The sequence below is a fragment of the Sphingobium chlorophenolicum genome, assembly GCF_000722875.1.
In the GTDB taxonomy this organism is placed as follows: Bacteria; Pseudomonadota; Alphaproteobacteria; order Sphingomonadales; family Sphingomonadaceae; genus Sphingobium; species Sphingobium chlorophenolicum.
Genome location: NZ_JFHR01000056.1, coordinates 1 through 19,237 on the forward strand (window position 1 = coordinate 1; position 19,237 = coordinate 19,237).

A 19,237-nucleotide genomic window follows, 5' to 3' on the forward strand; every position below is an offset into this window, starting at 1 on the left:
CTGGTCAACGATCCCGGGGTCAAGCAGGAGTTGATCGACAACACCAATGCCGCCGTCGAGCGCGGCGCCTTCGGGTCGCCTACCTTCTTCGTCAATGATCATATCTACTTCGGCAAGGACAGGCTCTGGGAAGTCGAAGAGGCCATCAATCTCGATCAACAAACGGAAAATCGGAATAGAGGAGTGGCATGACCATGCGCGAAGCCGTCATCGTTTCAACTGCGCGCACGCCGATCGGCCGCGCGTTCAAGGGCGCCTTCAACGCCACGAAATCGCCCACCCTCATGGCGCATTCCATTCGCGCCGCCGTGGACCGGGCCAAAATCGACCCCGCCGAAATCGATGACGTGGTCCTGGGAACCTGCCTTGCCGCCGGTACGGCCGGTCTCAACATCGGCAGGCTTGCGGCGCTTGCCTCCGGCCTGCCCCATTCGATCGCGGGACAGACGCTGGATCGCCAGTGCGCGTCCGGACTGATGGCCGTTGCGACCGCCGCGAAGCAGGTGATGGTCGACGGCATGGACATCGTCGTCGCCGGTGGGCAGGAGAATATCTCCGCGCTGAACGGGCCGCTGTTCAAATGGGGGCTTCAGGAAGCGGACCCGCAGGTGAAGGCGCATGCTGAACATGCCTATATGCCGATGCTGGAGACGGCTGAACTGGTGTCCCGGCGCTACGGCATTTCGCGTGAGGCGCAGGATGCCTATTCGCTGGAATCGCAGCGCCGGACCGCAGCCGCCCAGGCAGCCGGAAGGTTCGACGATGAAATCATCGCCGTGACCGCGACCAAGGCCGTGACCGACAAGCAGAGCGGCGAAGTCCGGTTCGAGGAAGTGACGCTTTCGAAGGACGAGGGCAATCGTCCGGACACCAATGCGGAGGGGCTGGCCGCCCTGCCCACCGTGCTGGAGGGCGGCTTCATCACGGCGGGCAACGCCAGCCAGTTGTCCGACGGATCGTCGGCCTGCGTCGTCATGGACGCCGGACTGGCGCGGCAGCGCGGCCTTGAGCCGCTGGGCATCTATCGGGGCATGGCGGTCGCCGGGGTGGCTCCGGAGGAAATGGGCATCGGGCCGGTCGTCGCCGTCCCGAAACTGCTGGCCAAGCATGGCTTGAGCGTCAACGACATCGGCCTGTGGGAACTGAACGAGGCATTTGCCTGCCAGGTGCTGCATTGCCGGGACGTTCTGGGCATCGATCCCGAACTGATCAACGTCAATGGCGGCGGCATATCCATCGGCCACCCCTATGGCATGACCGGGGCGCGCATGGTCGGCCATGCGTTGATCGAGGGACGGCGGCGCAAGGCCCGCTATGCGGTGGTCACCATGTGCGTCGGCGGCGGTATGGGCGCTGCTGGTCTCTTTGAGATCAACTAGGACGTGTGGATTTCTCCCTACGCGAAGCGTGGGGAGGAGGACCATGCGCAGCATGATGGAGGGGAATGGGGCACGACCTGCGTATTTCCCCTCCACCAGCCTCCGGCCGTCGAAGAGAGTCACCTGCCTCTCTTCGACCCTCCCCATCTATCGATGGGGAGGATTTTAGGAAAGCAGCGGCGTCGATCATCGATATCTTCCGCACTCTTCCACCGCCTTGTGGATCAGAACAGGGCGATCGATCATCTGCCCCTTCATATAGGGATTGGCCGATGTCGACGACGTCGGGAGCGCGTGAATGCGCTTCACGACGTCCATGCCCTTCACGACATAGCCGAATACCGCGAACCCCTGGCCATCCCCGCCGTCGCGGCCGCCGCCCGCGTCCAAGGCCGGCTGGTCGCCAATGGCAATGAAGAAGGCCGTGCCGTTCGCGCTGTTCAGCGCCCATCGGGCGAGCGAGACCGCGCCATCCCGGTGCGTCAGCCCTGTCTGCGTCGTGGATTCATGTTCGATCGCCGGTATCGACGCGGGGGCGTCAAGCCATCCGCCCTGGATGACGTCGATTTCGGGCTTGCCGCGATCATTGTCGTTTTTCCGGACGGTGCGGTAGAAACTGCCGTGCCGCGTGAAAGCGCCGCTCTCGACATGGTCGAGAAAAGCCTGCGCCGATCCGGGAGCATGCCGCCGGTCGACCGCTATCGAAATGGCGCCGAGGTCAGTCACCAGCCGCACCGACGGATAGGCGCATTGGCTTTTCGATGCAGGCGCTTTCGCAGGCAGGGCCGCTGGCAGCGACGACATCGTCATGAGGGCGCAGGCAGGGAAAATCATCGCCCTGCATCTGCGCGTCATGCCGCTGCTCATGGCTTTGCTTCCGGCGTGTCCGGCGCGCATTCGAAACTCTCCGCCCTGGCCGGATCGCCGCGTCCCTTATATCGGGGGTAATGGCCGTAAAGGCAAAGGGGTCTCGCGATGGCGGGAAGCCCTGCATTGGCATCGGCGGCGCGTGTCGCAACGACCGGACCGGGCGACGCATCCTTGTCCACCCAGCCATGGAGAGTCCGGAGAAGATCGAACCGGTTCGCGCCGGGTCCCCTGTTGAGATGGGTCAGCGCGGGGGAAACATAGAAGCGCGCGAAGCCGTTCATGCGGTTTCCCAATCTGGATTTGACGGACTCATAATATCTGGCGAACTGCGCGAAGGAAACGCAGTCGTCCGAAGTGCCGTACCAGACGATCAGCTTGCCGCCGCGCGCCGCGAATGCCGACAGGTCGGGATCGGTGGCGTCAATCTGCGTGGACAGGGCAAGGTAGCGGTCGCGATATTTGACCGGATCGTGGGTCATGATGCTGGCATTGGGATCACCGACGATGCCGTAGCGGACGATATTGTCGGCAAAAACGAAATCCGTGCCGTCGCGGGCGACGAAGCTGGACCCGAATATATATTTGAATTCGGCGCTTTCGGCCCCCCGGCCCCATGCCGGATAGCCGATCATGCCGTTCGCCAGCGGAACGTCGACATATTTGTCCGCGAAGACACGGCGGATGCTTTCGGCCTGCCCCTCGCTCAAGCAGGTCGGACCGGCGGGCACGCCGGGCGCGCAGATCAGGGGTGCGGGGTCGTAGCGGCATGCCGACGGACGGCTGATCACCCCGTCGGCCAGCCCGTCGAGCGTGTCGCAGGCGGCAAGCTGGGCGCGCTCGTACAGGACCGTCTGTTCCGGACTGACCCAATGATCGGGCGATGCATAGACATATTGGTAGAAGGGAACGAGGTTCGTGGCGAAGGCCTGCTGGCTGATCGCGGGCGCGAAGGACAATATGCCGTCATAGTCCAGCGGATATCGCTGCGCGGCCATGATCCCGGCCCGCCCGCCGTTCGAATGCCCCACCATATAGCGATGGCGCGCAGGCTTGCCATAATAGTCGCGCACGATGTCGGCTGCGGCGCCCAGAACGAGGTGATTGGCCTCCGCCGCATGGTTCGCGATGGCGTCCGGATTGTCCAGCGCCCAACTGAAATCATGCGACGGGGCCGCGCCCTTCCCCTGATCGCCGGAGTCGGAGGATATCACCGCCGACGTCCACAAAAGCGGTCCATCACGGCCCAGGAACAGAAGAATCTGCTTCCAGTAGCGCTCCTCCGTGGGGACGAGGCCATCGAAGCCGCCGCCGCCAATGAAGGTGAGATCGCCGCTCCACGTCGCGGTGGCAGGCAGATCGACGCGGAAATTGATCGTCGACCGGGGGGAGGTGACGATCCGGCCGCGCACCACGCATCGCGGGCCGCGCTCGTCGCCCCGATCCTCGATCGCGGCGGCGGTCAGCTCTGCGCCGTTGGCGGGGTGGAGGGACTGGAGCCTCTCGCATCCCGCCGCCGGTTCGGACGCCTGCGCCGACGGCAGGCAGAGGCCCAGGAGCAGCGCAAGGGAAGCCCCGATGGAAAAGAAGCGCGACATGGTTTCCCTTTGCATGAAATGCGCCGCGGGTCGAACGCGCCTGCCGTCACCGGCTTCAGGCGGCCGCCCGCGGCCCGACATCAGAATTTATATCCGACCGTCAGTCCCCATGTGCGCGGAAGGGCATAGCTGACGATTTCGTCGGTCGTTCCCCGGAACGCGAAAGTGTCGTTATACAATTGCGCGATATAGGTCTTGTCGAACAGATTACGCGCCCACAGGCTGGCCGACCAGCGATCGTCGGCGGGCGTCAGCGTCACGCTGGCGTTGACGATGGTGCGGCCGGGTATCTTCAGCCGTTCCAGATTGAGCGGGTCGGTATATTGTCCGCCGCGATAGGAGACTTCACCCCAGAAATCGAGCGATCCGAAGTCGCCGAGGCTGAGATTATAGTCGACATTGCCAGCGGCCGTCCATTTCGGGCCGGGGAGCCTGTTTCCGTCGGCATTGGCGCCGCCGGAAGACGCGCCTGCATAATTATCATATTGGGCGTCGTTATAGCCGACATTGCCCCCGATGGTCAGACCACGGGTCAGCAGCAGGCTGGCATCGCCGACAACACCCTTGATGGTCGCCTTCGCCGCGTTGCTGGTGATGGCGCCGCCGTTGAAACCGAAGAACTGCGTCACTTGCAGGTCATCATATTTCATGACGTAGGCCGAGACGTTGGTGCGCAAGTGGCGGTTGAAGAAATCGCCCTTCAGGCCGATCTCGAAATTGTCCAGCGTCTCCGGCTTGAAACGGAGCGACTGGATGGTCGGGGCGCCCGCCGCCGAACGGCTTGCGAAATCGATGTTCCAGCCGCCCGACTTATAACCGCGCGCATAGCGGAAATAGACGTTGGCCGTGTCGGTGATCGCATAGCGAAGGCCCGCCGTCGGCGAGAGGTCCGTCTGCTTCTGGGTATCCGCCTGGAGCGGGATCGCGTAGAAGAGCGGCTGCGCCGCCGCGTCGGTGATCACCTGGAAATTGACGCGCTTGGTTTCATGCGTCACGCGAAGACCGGCCAGGAACGTCAGGCGGCGGGTGATCGCATAGCTCGCGTCGATATAGGCGGCATAGCTGCGGGTCGCCACGGAACCGAGCGGCGCGATATATTTACGCTCGCCGGGTGCGACCAGGCCGGGGACCGCGAAATCGCGCCCCAATATGCCGGTATGGTTGGTGTCGGAATCCTGCGAGAAATAATAGACGCCAGCCACATAGCGGAACGGCTTGTCATCCGGCGATTTCAGGCGGATTTCCTGGGAAAATTGCGACTGGCTGTCGCGGAAGTCCACCGCGATGAGGTCGGCGGGTTCCCAGTCCTGATCGTCCTGCGCATAAAATTTATTGTGACGATAGGCGGTGATCGACGTGACCTCATACCCATCCGCCGGTTCATAATTGAGCGTGAGCGAGGAACCCCAGAGCTGGCGGTAGAATATGCCCGGATCGACATTGACGGTGAAGGGACCGGGCGCAGTGACGGGCTTGGGATTGGGGCGGTTCGACGCCGTGCCGGACCGGTTTTCGCCGTAATAATAATCGTCCTTTTCCCGGCTATAGTCGAAGGCGAGGACGGCCTTGAAATTGTCTGATCCCTTGAGCAGCATCTTGCCCCGGAAGCCATATTCCGTCTTCGACCCCTGATCGGGGCCGCCGTTCAGATTCTTTACGAAGCCGTCGCGGTCATTGTAGAAACCGCTCAGCCGAAGCGCCACGGTGTCGTCGATGATCGGCGCGTTGACGGTGCCGCCGATCTGCCGGTCGGAAAGATTGCCGATCCGCCCCTTGACCGATCCGGACCAGTTGAATGCGGGGTCCGCCGTGGTGACGCTGATAGCGCCCGCAATCGAATTCTTGCCGAATAGCGTGCCCTGCGGGCCTTGCAGCACTTCGATGGCGGTGGCGTCTTCCAACGCCTGGTTGAAGGTTTCCGGACGGCCGGTATAGACGCCATCGACATAGACCGACACGCCGGATTCCACACCGGCATTCCGCGTGTTGGACGCGATGCCGCGAATGATGGGCGTGCTTCGCGCCTGCCCGCTTTCGTCCATCGCGACGCCCGGAATGGCGGTGACGACATCGGCCACATTGGTGACGGCCCGCTTCTTGAGCTGGGCCGAGTCAAGCGCGGTGATGCTGATGGGGACATCCCTCGCCTTTTCGGGGCGCTTCGTGGCGGTCACGACGATCTCGCCCAGCCCGCCTTCGTCCGCCTTGACGCCCTGCCCCGCATCCTGAGACCAGGCGGGGGAGACGATCAGGCTGATCGCTACGCCGGTCAGAAGGCCGCCGCCATATCTCATTTTTCTCTTCACACTGCGCATCGCTGCCCTTCCCCTTTTCATTCGCCAGCCATCCCATCGGCATTTCCGACGGTGACGACCTTTCCATCCGACGCTGGCGCAACGGCATGGTCATGTCAATACGGTTTGGTATTGTATTATCATATCGCCGGTCTGGATGGATCGATTTTCCCCCATATAAAGCAAGTGGAACGGAGCGCATTCCGGGGAGGCGGCCTTTCATCGGCATACGTTCTGGTATTGATATGGATGATTTGACGTGATCGCTGGGTGATGATTTGGCTTGCACATGCCCGCTGCTCCGATAGATCGGGCGGATGGAAACAGTTTCCCAACCCAAGCCGCGCGGAAAGAAGAAGGAAGACAGGCTGGACGCGTCCGCATGGGTGAGCGCGGCCGCCGATCAACTGGCGGAGAGCGGCATAGACGGCGTTCGGGTCGAACTGCTTTCCAAGAGGCTGAACGTGACCAAAGGCAGCTTCTACTGGCATTTCAAGGATCGCGACGCGCTGCTGGAGGCGATGTTGAACGACTGGCGGCGGCAAGCGACGCTGGCCGTGATCGATCGAATCGAGCGAACCGGCACCGTGCCGAAGGACCGGTTGATCCGTCTGCTCCAGCTACCGTTCCGCGCCAGATCGCCGCACGGCGCGCATATCGAGGAGGCGATCCGCCAATGGGGGCGCAAAGACAGCCGCGCCCGCGCCGCGATCGACGAGATTGACGACCTGCGCCTGCGCTATATCAGCCGCCTTTACATCGAAATCGGCCATGACGAAGCGTCGGCCCGCGCCCACGCCTTCATCGTCTACGCCTATATGCGCAGCGCCGCCGACATGATGGCGAACGAAGACCCCGCCATGGCGGGCCGTATCGAAGCCATATTGGCGAAAACCGCTCAATAACATACCCTGCCGTATTGATCTGTTCGATCCCGGCTGGCCCCAAACCCGTCATGCCGAACCTGTTTCAGCATGACGGATAAAATGGCCGGCAATTCGACAATTCATTCTGTGGCAAACGCTCGCCTTGACCCCGCGAATTTCGGTTTCCGCTTTTCGCGGAACGCCGCAATTCCTTCGGCGAAATCCGGCCCCTGGGCGGTCAGCGCCTGGTTACGATCCTCCATCGCCACGGCGGCTTCCAGGCCGGGCGCATCAATCGCGAAGTTCAGAGCTTCCTTGGTGAGGCGCAGCCCCAATGGGGTCGCATGCAACAGGCTGTCCAATATTTCATCGCCAGTCGCGGCCAGATCTTCCTGTTCCACGATCCGGCTCACCAGCCCATGCCTGAGCGCCGCGTCCGTATCGAAAGAGCGCCCGGTGAGCATATAGTCCGCCGCCACGGAACTGCCGACCATGCGGGGCAGGAAATAGCTGACGCCGATGTCGCATGCGCTAAGGCCGAGCCGGATGAAGGCGGCGTTCATTTTCAGCGCGGGCGTCGCCACCCGGATGTCCGCCGCCAGCGCGAGCGCGAAGCCGCCGCCGCTGGCCGGACCATTGATAAGGGCGACGATCGGCTGGGGGCAGCGCCGCATGGCGATGACGATTTCGCTGATGCGCCGTTGGGCGATGAGCACTTCGCCCACGTCGTTCCCGGCGGCGCGATCCGCGTCCACGATGTCGAGACCGGCGCAAAAGCCCCGCCCGGCGCCGGTCAGGACCACTGCGCGCAAGTCGTGACGCCAATAGAGACTGGTGAAAAGATCGCGCAATTCCGTGACCAGAACCGGGTCCATCGCGTTCAGCCGCTCCGGCCGGTTGAGCGTGACGTGGAGCGCGGCTCCCCGTTCCTCGACGATGAGGGGTGAAGTGGAATTCGTCATGACCGCGCTCCCTTTTCCGATCCGGTCGTCGCCTTGATGGACTGGCGCGCCTGCGACCATTGCTCGTCCGACCATGAGCGCAGCGCGGAGAAATTGCCGCCCGTCGCCTGATAATCGCCGCCGTCGATGGCGATGACCTGGCCATTGATATATTCAGCGCCGGGATGCAGCAGGAACGCTGCCAGATTGGCGAGTTCCGGCATCCGCCCTACCCTGCCCATTGGATTGCCGCTCATGTCGGCATAGGCGTCGTCGCCCTCGTTCGGCCGCAGGCGCTTCGTCATCCCCTCGGTCGGGAAAGGCCCCGGCGCGATGGCGTTGAAGCGTATGCCCTTTCCGCCCCATTCGACGGCCAGCGACTGCGTCATCGACGCGACCCCGGCCTTGGACATGGCCGAGGGGACCACGAAGGGGCTGCCGTTCCAGACCCAGGTGGTCACGATGGATACCACGGACGCGGAATGCCCCCCGGCGATCCAGCGCTTGCCGAATTCCAGGGTCGTCAGGAACGATCCCCGGAAGACGATGTTCGCGATGGCGTCGAAACCGCGTGGAGAAAGGTCTTCGGTGCGGCTGATGAAATTTCCGGCGGCGTTGTTGATGAGGCCGGTCGGGCTGCCGAACGCTTCCCAGACCTGATCCGCCATCTGCGCGATGGAATCGGCGTCGCGAATGTCGCACGCGACCGGCAACACTTCGCCGCCATGGACAGCCATCAGACTGTCCGCCGTCTCGCGCAGAACATCTTCCCGGCGACCGGCGATGGCCACCCTGGCGCCCAGGATGAGGAGCGCTTCCGCCATCTCCTTCCCCAGCCCGGTTCCCCCGCCGGTGACCACGATGCTGTGGCCGGACAGAAGGTCGGTGCGAAACATGAGGTCTTCGAGGCGCATGCAGATTCCCTCCCGCGCGGCGGCGGATCATGCCGCCGCCCATGGGCAGGCCCTATATGTCGCAGGGCCATTTTCTGCAACATGTTCTTATTTTTTTCTGAAGCTGCTCGAACTTTTCAGCAGTTCTCGCGCACTGGCGACCTGCGCGTCGATCATCGTTCGCGACCCGTGCAGATCCATGTAAAGCGCCCGCACAGCCTTCCTCGCATCGCCCTTCGTGACGCCTCCCAGATAAGAGAGCACCGCATCCATGCGCGTCGTCACATAGGCGTCGTCGTCCAGATTTTCCGCCTGCCATTCCTGCACATGCGCGTAGGACAAAGCCGCGAGATTGACGGCCACGCGGCTGAGGTCGACATTTTTCTCCAATTGCCGCGACGCCCGCAGCTCGCCGAGCCATGGCAGGTACGGCCGCCCGGCGATGGACACGAGCGCGGCACGCAGGTTCGACGGAGAAGAAGGCGAAAAATAAAGCGCGGCGACGGCCCGGACATAGGCGGGAATGGACAGGTTCCGCACGATCGTCGCGAATTCCCGCTCCAGCACGCCGTCGAAACTGTGCGGCGCGTGCCGGAAGGTCACATTGCGGTGGAAATCCTCAAAATATTGGGAAATCGCCAGCGCGATCACATTTTCCTTGTTGCCGAAGGCGTTGTAGAGGGTGTTCGGCGCGACGCCCGCCCGCTCGCACAGTTCCCTGACGCTGAAGCCGTCGACCTGGCCGCGCCCGATCAGCTTGCTGGCTTCGGTCAATATCCGCCGGCGGCGCTCGAACATCGCCGGGCTGCTGCTCGACATGCCCGCGACCGCATAGAGTTCCGAATCCTTCATGCCTTCCCCATCAGGCGCCGATAAAGCCGGGCGTCCGCTTCGCCAGAAACGCCGCCACCCCTTCCCTATGATCGGCCGTGCGTCCAGCCTCGAATTGAAATTGCCTTTCCAATCGCAACGCCTGCTCGAAATCCAGGCCGTCGCTTTCCCATGACAGGCGCTTGATCAGATGCAGGGCGACGGTCGGCCCGGTCGCCAGCCCGGTCGCGAAGGCGAAAGCGTCCGAAAGCAAAGCATCACCAGCGCTGACCGAATTGACGAGACCGGCGGCCAGCGCGTCGGCGGACGACACGCGTTCACCCGCCATCATCATCTTCGCGGCGCGCAGCCGCCCGATGGCGCGGACCAGCAGATAGGCCGACCCGCCGTCCGGAACCAGGCCGATATGCCGGAACGCCTGGTAGAAATAGGCCGATTCCGCCGCGATGACATGATCGCTGACCAACGCCATGGAAAATCCTATGCCCGCCGCAACTCCGTTGACGGCGGCGACGATGGGCAGCTTCAGGTCGCGCATCCTCAGGATCAGCGGATTATAATGCGTCTCCAGCAGCAGGCCCGCATCATAACCCTCCGCCGCCGGATCGACATCGCCGCCCGACAGGTTGGCGCCGGAGCAAAAGCCCCGGCCGCTGCCCGTCAGGATCACCGCCCTCGCCTCCCGCTCGGCGCGGTCCAGCGCCGCCATCAACTGTTCGACCATGTCGGCCGACAGGGCGTTCAGCGTCTTCGGATCGTTCAGGGTGAGCGTGGCGACATCGTCGCGGCAGGCATAGTCGATCAGATTCATCGCTGCGCTTTCATCAATTTTATTGAAACATGTTTCATTTTTCCATATGGCACGGATCGTCACGAGGCGCAATTGGCGCCGCATCGCGAGAGGATTTCATGACGCCGCTCTCCATTCCCAAGCCCGACTTCCTGGCCGACAGCGAATTCGAGATGTTCGAGGACAGCGTGGCCCGCTTCCTGGACACCCACGCCTCCCCCGAAACCGTCCAGTCCTGGCGCGAAGAGGGCATCGTTCCCCGCAGCTTCTGGGAAAAGGCGGCGGAGGCCGGGCTGCTGGGCCTGTCCACCTCGACCGAATATGGCGGCGTCGGCGGGGATTTCCGCCACGAGGTCATATTGATGGAGCAGATCGGCCGACGCGGCATAGAGGGGTGGGACGTCACCCTGCACAACGCCATCGTCGCCCCCTATATCGAAACCTACGGCACTGAGGAGCAAAAGCAGCGCTGGCTGCCGAAGATCGCGTCGGGGGAATATATCACCGCCATCGCGATGACGGAGCCGGGCGCGGGGTCCGACCTTCAGGGCGTCAAGACCACGGCGAAAAAGGAAGGCAATCAATATACGATCAACGGATCGAAGACCTTCATCACCAACGGCCAGAACGCCAATCTGGTCGCGGTGGTCGCCAAGACCGATCCGGCGCTGGGCGCGAAGGGCATTTCCATCGTCATGGTCGAAACGGATGACGCGCAGGGTTTCGAGCGCGGCCGGAATTTGGACAAGATCGGGCGCGACTGCGCCGACACTTCGGAGCTTTTCTTCAACGATGTGCGGGTGCCCACATCGAACCTGCTGGGTCCGGAGGAAGGAAAGGGTTTCTTCCAGCTCATGGAGAAACTGCCGCAGGAACGGCTGATCCTGGCGGTGCAGGCTGCGGCCGCGATGGAATATATCCTACGCATCACCGTGGACTATGTGCGTGAGCGCAAGGCCTTCGGCAAGGCGGTCATCGACTTCCAGAACACGCAGTTCAAGCTGGCCGAATATAAGACGCAGGCCACCATCGCCAAAGTCTTCGTGAACCATTGCGTATCCCTCCACATCAAGGGAGAGCTGGACAGTGCGACGGCGTCGATGGCGAAATATTGGGTGTCGGACGCGCTGTGGGAAGTGGTCGACGGGTGCCTCCAGCTTCATGGCGGCTATGGCTATATGAGCGAATATCCCATTGCCCAGGCATTCAAGGATGCCCGCATCAACCGCATCTATGGCGGCACCAATGAAATCATGAAGCTGCTCATCGCGCGCACACTCTGACGGGCATGGACGTCGAAACGCTCTTCAGGCTGGACGGCAAGGTGGCGCTGGTGACCGGCGCCTCCTCCGGTCTGGGCGCGATGATCGCGGAAGGGTTCATCCGGTCGGGCGCCCGCGTCTATATTTGCGGGCGCAAGATGCAGCCTCTTGAAGCGCTTGCGGAACGGCTGGATGTTCTTGGTCCCTGCATTCCCATCGCCTGCGACATTTCGTCGGAGGAGGATCGGGCCGCGCTGACATCTGCCATCGCGGCGCGGGAAAGCGAACTCCACATCCTTGTCAACAATGCCGGGACGTCCTGGGGAGCGCCGCTGGATGATTTTCCTTCAAAGGGTTTTGAGAAGGTTCTGGGCCTGAACCTGACGGCTCCCTTCTTCCTGATACAGGCGCTGCTTCCCCAACTTCGTGCGGCGGCGCGGGAAAGCGATCCGGCGCGGATCATCAACGTCAGTTCGATCGACGGCTTGCGGCCGCCCGAAAGGGAGAGCTATTCCTATTCCGCCAGCAAGGCGGGGCTGATCATGCTGACCCGCCATCTCGCCCGACGACTGGCGGCGGAGCATATTTCCGTCAACGCCATCGCGCCCGGCCTGTTCGAAACGCCCATGACGGATTTCATATTCGATCCCTCGCACCCCCTGCATGAACCGCCGCCGGACCTGCCGCTGGGGAACCGCGCGGGACGAAGCGAGGATATCGCCGCTGCTGCCATCTATCTGGCGGCCCGCGCCGGGGCGCACCTGACCGGCGTCACCCTGCCCGTCAGCGGCGGCGAGGCGACGGCCCAATGATGCAACCCAACATAATATCTACAACCGGAGAGGAATTCCCATGATCAAATTCGTCGCGACCGTCTGGCGGAGACCGGACCTGACACCCGAACAGTTCACCGAACGGTGGCGCGAGGGTCATGCCGAACTGATGAGGCGGCTGGCGCCCACGCTCAACATCGTCCGCTATGTCCAGACGCACGGGATCAAGGATGAATTGCTGGACAATGCCCTGGCCGGACGCGGATGGCTGTCCCCGCCGGACGGCATTGCGGAAGTGTGGTGGGAATCGCATGAGGCGATGATCGCTGCCCTGTCGACTCCCGAAGGCCAGGCCGCCAACGCCGCGCTCGCCGCCGATGAAGCGGAATTTTGCGACATGAGCAAAATGAGCGGCTTCCTGTCCCGCGAAATAACGGTCGTGGGCTGAAAGCAACCGGCGTCCAGCGATTGACACTGTCCACCACTGATCATATGATCAGTTATAAATCTGCGTCCGGTAAATGGGAAGAGCGGACAAGGCCGCCCATTTTATCGGAATGCCGTCCGGCAACGCGGCCCGCTGCGAAAAATATGGGGAGAAGGATATGAGCTTTGGGCTTGAGGACAAGGTCGCCATCGTAACCGGCGGCGCCAGCGGCATAGGCGAGGCGAGCACACGCCGCCTGATCTCCGCCGGGGCAAAGGTCTGCATCGTAGACATGGACGGCGACGCCGCCGAAAAGCTGGCGGGCGAGATCGGGTCGCGGGCGACGGCCATCGTCGCGGACATTTCCGACGCCGCCGATGTCGAGCGCGCCACGCAGGCCGCCCTGTCGGCATTCGGCAGGATCGACCTTCTCCACAGCAATGCCGGCATCATCGGTGAACCAGGCCCCATAGCCGGGGCGAGCGCCGCGAATTTCGACCGCGTATTTTCCGTCAACGTCCGCAGCGCCGTCCTGATGATCGGGGCGGTCGTTCCGGAAATGCGGCGGCAAGGCGGCGGGTCCATCGTGATCACGGCGTCGGTGGGCGGCGTTCGCCCTTCCCCCGGCCTGGGCATCTACGCCGCTTCGAAGCTGGCCCTCGTCGCGCTCGCGAAGACCGCCGCCGTCGAGCTTGGCGTCGATAATATCCGCGTCAACGCCATCGCCCCCGGCCTGACCGACACGCCCGCCTTCCGCGCCACCCGGCAGATCCCGGCGGGCGAGGATGAGGGGATATTCGACAATGTCGCCCTGCCCCTCGGCCGGGTCGGCTCTCCTGCCGAGGTGGCCAATATGGTGGCCTGGCTCTTCGGAGACGAGGCAAGTTACGTGACCGGCGGCCTTTATCATGTCGACGGCGGTCTGGGCATTTAAGCAAGAGGAACCCGACGCATGGCGCGCTACATCATTCTGGCCTTCACCAATCCGATCGAGGGCCGGGAAGCGGAATATCATCATTGGTACGACACAATCGCCGTCCCCGCCTACAAGACGATCCCAGGTCTGGTCCATCACGGGCGGTATCGCATTGCCGATGTTCCCAAACATTATGACTTCGCCCGCGACAGCGAATGGCAATATTGCTCGCTCTATTCTTTCGAGACCGACGATTATGAGGATTTCGCCGCCAATGCCGGGGCAGCGCTCGCGGCGGTGAAGGAATATTCCTTCTCGGACACGATAGACAAAGCGAGCTTCTTCGAACCGACCTTCGTGCAAATGGACTGATCCGTCCTAAAGCTTGATTTGAGCGCTATATGCCCACGTGCTCCTGCGAAGGCAGGAGCCTAGTTCCGACGTCTGGACTGGGTTCCTGCCTACGCAGGAACATGATTCAACTTAACGCCTTGCAAGCAGCGCCGCTATCGCATCGCGCTGATCCGGGCCGCCTATGAGCTTCTGCTGCTCTTCCGACTCCGCTTTCAGAATGGCGGCGATGGAGCCGGAGCCTAGATTAACCAGGCGCTTGGCGGCGCGCATCGCGGCGGGGCTGGACCGGGCGATGGCGCCCGCCATGTCCAGCGCGGCCGCAAGCGGATCAGGCGAGAGGCGCGTCGCGATGCCCATCGCCCTCGCCTCCTGTCCATCGAACTCTCGCCCCGTATAGAGGACATCGCGCAGATCGTCGTCGCGCATCAGGGCAGGCAGCAGCGCCATGGCCCCCATGTCGGGCACCAGCCCCCAACGCATTTCGAACAGTCCAAGCCGCGCATCGGGCGCGACGATGCGGATGTCCGCCCCCAGCGCAATCTGCAAACCGCCGCCAAAGGCGACGCCATGGACGGCGGCGATCACCGGCACGTCCAGCGACCGCCATCCCGTGGCGACATGCTGCGGCAGGTTGGCGTCGCCATGCGTCCGCTCTGCAAGATCGGTGGGGATGCCGCTGGGGCGCTCCCCGGCCTGCATCTGCGCGAACATCGCCTTGTCCAGCCCGGCGCAGAAGCCGCGCCCCTCCCCCGACAGAACCACCGCATGCGCGCCTGAATTGGGGATTGCGGCAATCGCCTCCGCCAGCGCATCGAACATGGGGCCGTCCAGCGCGTTCAATTGCTCCGGACGCGCCAGCCGGACGTCCGCGACCCCCTTGTCGAGGCGGAGAGTGACCCGATCCCTGAAGATGCGGACGTCGGCCATGGCCCGGTCAGAGCCGTTCGACGATGGTCACATTGGCGACGCCGCCGCCCTCGCACATGGTCTGCAGGCCATAGCGGCCGCCCCTTGCGCGCAAGGCGTGGATAAGCGTCGCCATCAGCTTCGTCCCCGAAGCGCCGAGCGGATGGCCGAGCGCGATGGCGCCGCCATTGACGTTCAGCTTCGCCGGATCGGCACCGACAGCCTTCAGCCAGGCGAGCGGCACGGACGCGAACGCCTCATTCACTTCATAAAGGTCGATGTCGCCGATGGTCAGGCCTGCGCGTGAAAGGGCGCGGCGGGTCGCCTCCAGCGGCTCTTCCAGCATGATGACCGGATCGCCGGCGGTGACGGTCAGATTATGGATGCGGGCCAGCGGCGTCAGCCCGTGCGCCTTCAGCGCCTTTTCGTTGACGATCAGCACGCCCGACGCGCCGTCGCAAATCTGGCTGGCGTTGGCGGCGGTGATCGAACCGCCTTCCTCCAGCGTCTTGACTGACCCAATCGCCTCTATCGAAGCGTCGAAACGGACGCCCTCATCGACCCGGTGGAGCGCCGGGCCGTCCGGCGTATCGACCGGAACGGGCAGGATTTCCGCGTCGAACGCGCCCGCTTCGACGGCGGCGGCGGCGCGGCGGTGGCTTTCCAGCGCATATTCATCCATTTGCGCGCGGGAAAAGCCATGCTTGTCCGCGATCATCTGCGCGCCCTTGAACTGGCTGAATTCGGGGACGGAATAGCGATCCAGCACCCGCTTGCTCCACGGCCCGGTGCCCATGCCCGCCTGCGCGTAGAGGTTGACGCTGGAATACATGGGGACGCGGCTCATAATCTCCACGCCCGACGCGATGACCACATCCTGCGTGCCCGACAGGACCGCCTGGGCGGCGAACTGGATCGCCTGCTGCGACGATCCGCACTGGCGGTCGATGGTCACGGCCGGAACCGTCTGCGGCAGGCGCGAGGCCAGCACGGCGTTGCGGCCGAGCGCGGTCGACTGCTCGCCGCCCTGGGTGACGCAGCCCATGATCACATCCTCGACAGCGGCGGGGTCTATGCCCGTCCTGTCCAGCAGGCCGTTCAGAACCTCCGCGGCCAGATCATTGGGGTGCCAGGTTGAAAGCTTGCCGTTGCGACGGCCGCCGGCCGTGCGGATTGCATCGACAATATAGGCTTCTGCCATGAAATGGTCCTTTTGAGAGGGTGGAAACAGGGAATATGGGTGGAAGGATCAGGCGACCTGCGTTCGGCGCGCCGCCACGTCGTCGCGATTGGCGAAGTCCAGATACCAGTCGAGCAGCGCAGGATCGGCCATGGCGTCGCGGCTGACGACCTTCTCCACCGGATGGCCCATGATAAGCCGCCGGATCGGCAGCTCCATCTTCTTGCCGGTGAGCGTGTAGGGAATGGCGGGCGCCTGGTGGATTTCGTCCGGCACATGCCTGGGGCTGGCGTCTTCCCGCAGCCGTGCCGCCAGTTCCGCCTTCAATGCGTCGTCCAGCAGTCTGCCGGGTTCCAGCGCCACGAACATCGGCATGTAGAAGCCGCCGCCCGGCACCTCGCAACAGATGACTAGGCTGTCCAGCACGCCCGGCACCTTTTCCGCCACGCCATATATTTCCGCCGTGCCGATGCGCACGCCGAAGCGGTTCAGCGTGGAGTCCGACCGGCCATAGATATAAGCGCCGCCGCGCGCGGTAAACTTGGCGAGATCGCCATGCCGCCATATGCCCGGATAGGTGGCGTAATAGCTTTCATGATAGCGCTCGCCATCCTTGTCGCCCCAGAAGAACAAGGGGGCGGAGGGCATGGGGCCAGTGACGACCAGTTCGCCCACTTCATCGATGACCTCTCGCCCATCCTCGTCCCAGGCGTGGACGTCTATGCCGAGGCAACGGCATTGGATTTCCGCCGCATGGACCGGCAGCGTCGGCAATCCGGTGACAAGGCCGGTGCAGACCTCCGTCCCGCCGGATTGCGATGTCACCCACAGGTCTTCGCGCACATTTTCGTAGAACCACTGGAAGGTTTCGGGCGTCGACGGCGCACCGCCGACAAGGACGGAGTCCAGCGCCGACAGGTCATAAAGATCGCCGGGGCGGACGCCCGCCTTCCGCATGCTCTGCACCAGCGTCGGGCTTGCGCCGAACAGGGTGGTGCGCGTGTCGGACGCCATGCGCCACAGCATGTCGATGCCGCCATGGACAGGGCTGCCGTCGTAAAGCACCGCCGACGCGCCCGTGATCAGGGCGGAAACGACAGCGTTCCACATCATCCAGCCGGTCGTCGTATAGAAGAACATCCGCTTGCCGGGGCCAAGATTGCAGTGAAGCGTCATGACCTTCAGATGTTCGGCCACCATGCCCTGATGACCGTGCACGATGGCCTTGGGCAGGCCAGTGGTCCCGGAGGAGAAGAGCACCCAGAGCGGATGGTCGGGCGCAACGCGGGCATAGGTGAATTCCTCCCGCGACACGGCCGGACCCGCCAGCATATCCTCGAACGGGAAGAGCGGCAGTTCCGTCTCCGGAACCGGCAGGCCCAGATAGGGCAGCCAGACGACGGCCTCCACGCTCGGCAGTTCGGACAGGATGGCGGCGACTTCGCCCCGCCGGTCGAAGGGGCGGCCGCCGAAAGTATAGCCGTCCGCCGCGAAGACGATCCTGGGCGCGATCTGGCCGAACCGCTCCACCACGGTCTTCACGCCGAATTCCGGCGCGGCGGAGGACCATGTCGCGCCGATGGCGACAGTGGCCATCATCGCGATCACGGTTTCCGGCACATTGGGCATGTAGGAAACGATGCGGTCGCCGGGCACGACGCCCATGGCGCGCAGCCGGGTCGCCAGGATGCGGACCTTGCCGCCCAGTTCCTGCCAGCTCATCTGCGCGACGGGGCGGATTTCCGTCGAATGACAGAGCGCCGTTTCGCCCGGCGCAGCGACGGCTTCATGGCGCAGGAGATGTTCGGCGTAATTGACCTGGGTGCCCGCGAACCAGCGCGCGCCCTCCATCGGGCCGGGGCTGACGACCTCTTCTATCCCGCTGTCCGACCGGACGTCGAAATAGTCCCAGATCGACCGCCAAAAGGCGTCCCGGTCCGAAACCGACCAGCGCCATAGCCCGTCATAATCGGCGAAAGACAGGCCATGCGTCCGGTCCAGCCATTCCAGATAATGGGTGATCTGCGCCGCGTCGGCGAAGGCGCGGGACGGCTCCCACAGCAACTGGCCTTCCTCGACGGAGGCCGCAATCGCTTCCACGCTCACGCCGCTTCCTCGACGACGATATTTTCGATGAAGCCGATGCCGTCTATCTCCACGCGAACCCTGTCGCCCGGCGCCAGGAATTGGGGCGGCTTCATCGCCGCGCCAACGCCGCCGGGGGTTCCGGTGAAGAAGACGTCACCCGGTTCCAGCGTCATCGCCTGGCTGAGATAGGCGATCTGCTTGGCCGGGTCGTAGATCAGGTGCCGCGTGTTCGATTCCTGCCTTTTCTCGCCATTGACGAAACTGCGGATGGGCAGGTTCTTCGCGTCGATCTCATCGGGCGTCACGATCCATGGGCCGAAGGGCGCATGGGTGTCGAAGGATTTCCCGATGGAGAATTGACCGGAATGAAACTGAAAATCGCGGACGCTGACGTCATTGCCGACGCAATAGCCGAAGATATGGTTAGGGGCGTCCTCCTCGGAAATATGGCGGCCGCCCTTGCCGATCACGAACACCATCTCCGCCTCATAATCCAGCGCGCCCGAAGCCCTGGGCCGCTCGATCGGCTGGAAGGGACCGGCCACCGTGGTCTGCGCCATCACAAACCAGCTTTGGTGGCTGGGCGTTTCCATGGCGGCTTCCGCGACATGGTCGGCATAGTTGAGACCGATGCCCCAGATCTTCCCCGGACGGCTTATGGGAGCGAGCAGTTCCACATCCGGCAGGCCGACATCGCGACCGCCGGCCACCCCCTCGATGCGGGCGCGCAGCGCGTCCCACTGCGTGATCAGGGCGATCATGTCTTCGCCGATCCCGTCGATGCGACCCGACAGACGGGTGACGGCGTCCCCCTCGACCAGTCCGATCGCCGTTTGTCCGTCTTTCCGGTAACGTGCCAGCTTCATCTTATC

At 63.5% G+C, this 19,237-nt stretch carries 19 protein-coding genes; 8 read left to right on the forward strand and 11 right to left on the reverse strand.

What is annotated here, in order from left to right; translation table 11 throughout:
• A partial coding sequence (locus BV95_RS18240; protein ID WP_037455409.1) for a DsbA family protein occupies positions 1-192 on the forward strand: 192 nt, incomplete at its 5' end.
• 2 nt (positions 193-194) lie between these two features.
• Positions 195-1,379 carry an acetyl-CoA C-acyltransferase gene (locus BV95_RS18245; protein WP_037455471.1) on the forward strand — a complete coding sequence of 395 codons (1,185 nt, stop codon included), beginning with the start codon at positions 195-197 and terminating at the stop codon, positions 1,377-1,379.
• A 186-nt stretch (positions 1,380-1,565) separates the two neighbouring features.
• Here BV95_RS18245 and BV95_RS18250 read toward each other — a convergent pair whose 3' ends face one another.
• From BV95_RS18250 to BV95_RS18260, 3 genes are all read right to left on the reverse strand, one after another.
• Positions 1,566-2,189 (reverse strand): peptidylprolyl isomerase, encoded by a 624-nt coding sequence (locus BV95_RS18250; protein ID WP_037455474.1) that lies wholly within the window; start codon positions 2,187-2,189, stop codon positions 1,566-1,568.
• Between the two features lie 53 nt (positions 2,190-2,242).
• Positions 2,243-3,844 carry a tannase/feruloyl esterase family alpha/beta hydrolase gene (locus tag BV95_RS18255; RefSeq protein WP_169804673.1) on the reverse strand — a complete coding sequence of 534 codons (1,602 nt, stop codon included), beginning with the start codon at positions 3,842-3,844 and terminating at the stop codon, positions 2,243-2,245.
• Positions 3,845-3,924: 80 nt separating this feature from the next.
• A complete protein-coding gene (locus tag BV95_RS18260) occupies positions 3,925-6,150 on the reverse strand; it encodes a TonB-dependent receptor (RefSeq protein ID WP_214442615.1) in 2,226 nt (741 codons plus the stop codon).
• 305 nt (positions 6,151-6,455) lie between these two features.
• Between BV95_RS18260 and BV95_RS18265 the strand changes: the two genes are divergently transcribed.
• Positions 6,456-7,043 (forward strand): TetR/AcrR family transcriptional regulator, encoded by a 588-nt coding sequence (locus BV95_RS18265; protein ID WP_051749876.1) that lies wholly within the window; start codon positions 6,456-6,458, stop codon positions 7,041-7,043.
• Between the two features lie 101 nt (positions 7,044-7,144).
• On the opposite strand, the gene BV95_RS18270 is transcribed toward BV95_RS18265, so the two are convergent.
• The 4 genes from BV95_RS18270 to BV95_RS18285 all read right to left on the reverse strand — a co-directional run bounded on the left by BV95_RS18270 (position 7,145) and on the right by BV95_RS18285 (position 10,480).
• Positions 7,145-7,966, reverse strand: coding sequence for an enoyl-CoA hydratase/isomerase family protein (locus BV95_RS18270; protein ID WP_037455413.1), 822 nt, complete (start codon positions 7,964-7,966; stop codon positions 7,145-7,147).
• A complete protein-coding gene (locus BV95_RS18275; protein WP_037455414.1) occupies positions 7,963-8,859 on the reverse strand; it encodes an SDR family oxidoreductase in 897 nt (298 codons plus the stop codon). The genes BV95_RS18270 and BV95_RS18275 overlap by 4 nt, the downstream gene beginning before the upstream one ends.
• An 87-nt stretch (positions 8,860-8,946) precedes the next feature.
• Positions 8,947-9,690: a TetR/AcrR family transcriptional regulator gene (locus tag BV95_RS18280; protein ID WP_037455416.1), complete on the reverse strand. Its 744-nt coding sequence runs from the start codon at positions 9,688-9,690 to the stop codon at positions 8,947-8,949.
• 10 nt (positions 9,691-9,700) lie between these two features.
• On the reverse strand, positions 9,701-10,480 hold the full coding sequence (locus BV95_RS18285; protein WP_037455486.1) for an enoyl-CoA hydratase-related protein: 780 nt from the start codon (positions 10,478-10,480) through the stop codon (positions 9,701-9,703).
• 98 nt (positions 10,481-10,578) lie between these two features.
• Here BV95_RS18285 and BV95_RS18290 point away from each other — a divergent pair, with 98 nt between their 5' ends.
• From BV95_RS18290 to BV95_RS18310, 5 genes are all read left to right on the forward strand, one after another.
• Entirely contained in the window at positions 10,579-11,742 is a 1,164-nt protein-coding gene (locus tag BV95_RS18290) for an acyl-CoA dehydrogenase family protein (RefSeq protein ID WP_037455419.1), read from the forward strand.
• Positions 11,743-11,747: 5 nt separating this feature from the next.
• On the forward strand, positions 11,748-12,533 hold the full coding sequence (locus BV95_RS18295) for an SDR family NAD(P)-dependent oxidoreductase (RefSeq protein ID WP_037455422.1): 786 nt from the start codon (positions 11,748-11,750) through the stop codon (positions 12,531-12,533).
• Between the two features lie 40 nt (positions 12,534-12,573).
• Positions 12,574-12,942, forward strand: a complete 369-nt coding sequence (locus tag BV95_RS18300; RefSeq protein WP_037455424.1) for an EthD domain-containing protein — start codon at positions 12,574-12,576, stop codon at positions 12,940-12,942.
• Positions 12,943-13,099: 157 nt separating this feature from the next.
• Positions 13,100-13,855, forward strand: coding sequence for an SDR family NAD(P)-dependent oxidoreductase (locus BV95_RS18305; RefSeq protein ID WP_037455489.1), 756 nt, complete (start codon positions 13,100-13,102; stop codon positions 13,853-13,855).
• A gap of 18 nt (positions 13,856-13,873) precedes the next feature.
• Positions 13,874-14,209 carry a hypothetical protein gene (locus BV95_RS18310; protein ID WP_037455427.1) on the forward strand — a complete coding sequence of 112 codons (336 nt, stop codon included), beginning with the start codon at positions 13,874-13,876 and terminating at the stop codon, positions 14,207-14,209.
• A gap of 111 nt (positions 14,210-14,320) precedes the next feature.
• Here the strand turns inward: BV95_RS18310 and BV95_RS18315 are convergent, their stop codons facing one another.
• Genes BV95_RS18315 through BV95_RS18330 form a run of 4 tightly spaced genes read right to left on the reverse strand, consistent with a single transcriptional unit; the run spans position 14,321 to position 19,231 of the window.
• Entirely contained in the window at positions 14,321-15,118 is a 798-nt protein-coding gene (locus BV95_RS18315; RefSeq protein ID WP_037455429.1) for a crotonase/enoyl-CoA hydratase family protein, read from the reverse strand.
• Between the two features lie 7 nt (positions 15,119-15,125).
• Complete coding sequence (locus BV95_RS18320) at positions 15,126-16,298, reverse strand: acetyl-CoA C-acetyltransferase (RefSeq protein WP_037455432.1); 1,173 nt, start codon at positions 16,296-16,298, stop codon at positions 15,126-15,128.
• A gap of 48 nt (positions 16,299-16,346) precedes the next feature.
• On the reverse strand, positions 16,347-18,383 hold the full coding sequence (locus tag BV95_RS18325) for an acetoacetate--CoA ligase (RefSeq protein WP_037455434.1): 2,037 nt from the start codon (positions 18,381-18,383) through the stop codon (positions 16,347-16,349).
• Positions 18,380-19,231 (reverse strand): fumarylacetoacetate hydrolase family protein, encoded by an 852-nt coding sequence (locus BV95_RS18330; RefSeq protein WP_037455437.1) that lies wholly within the window; start codon positions 19,229-19,231, stop codon positions 18,380-18,382. The genes BV95_RS18325 and BV95_RS18330 overlap by 4 nt, the downstream gene beginning before the upstream one ends.
• Between the last annotated feature and the right edge of the window lie 6 nt (positions 19,232-19,237).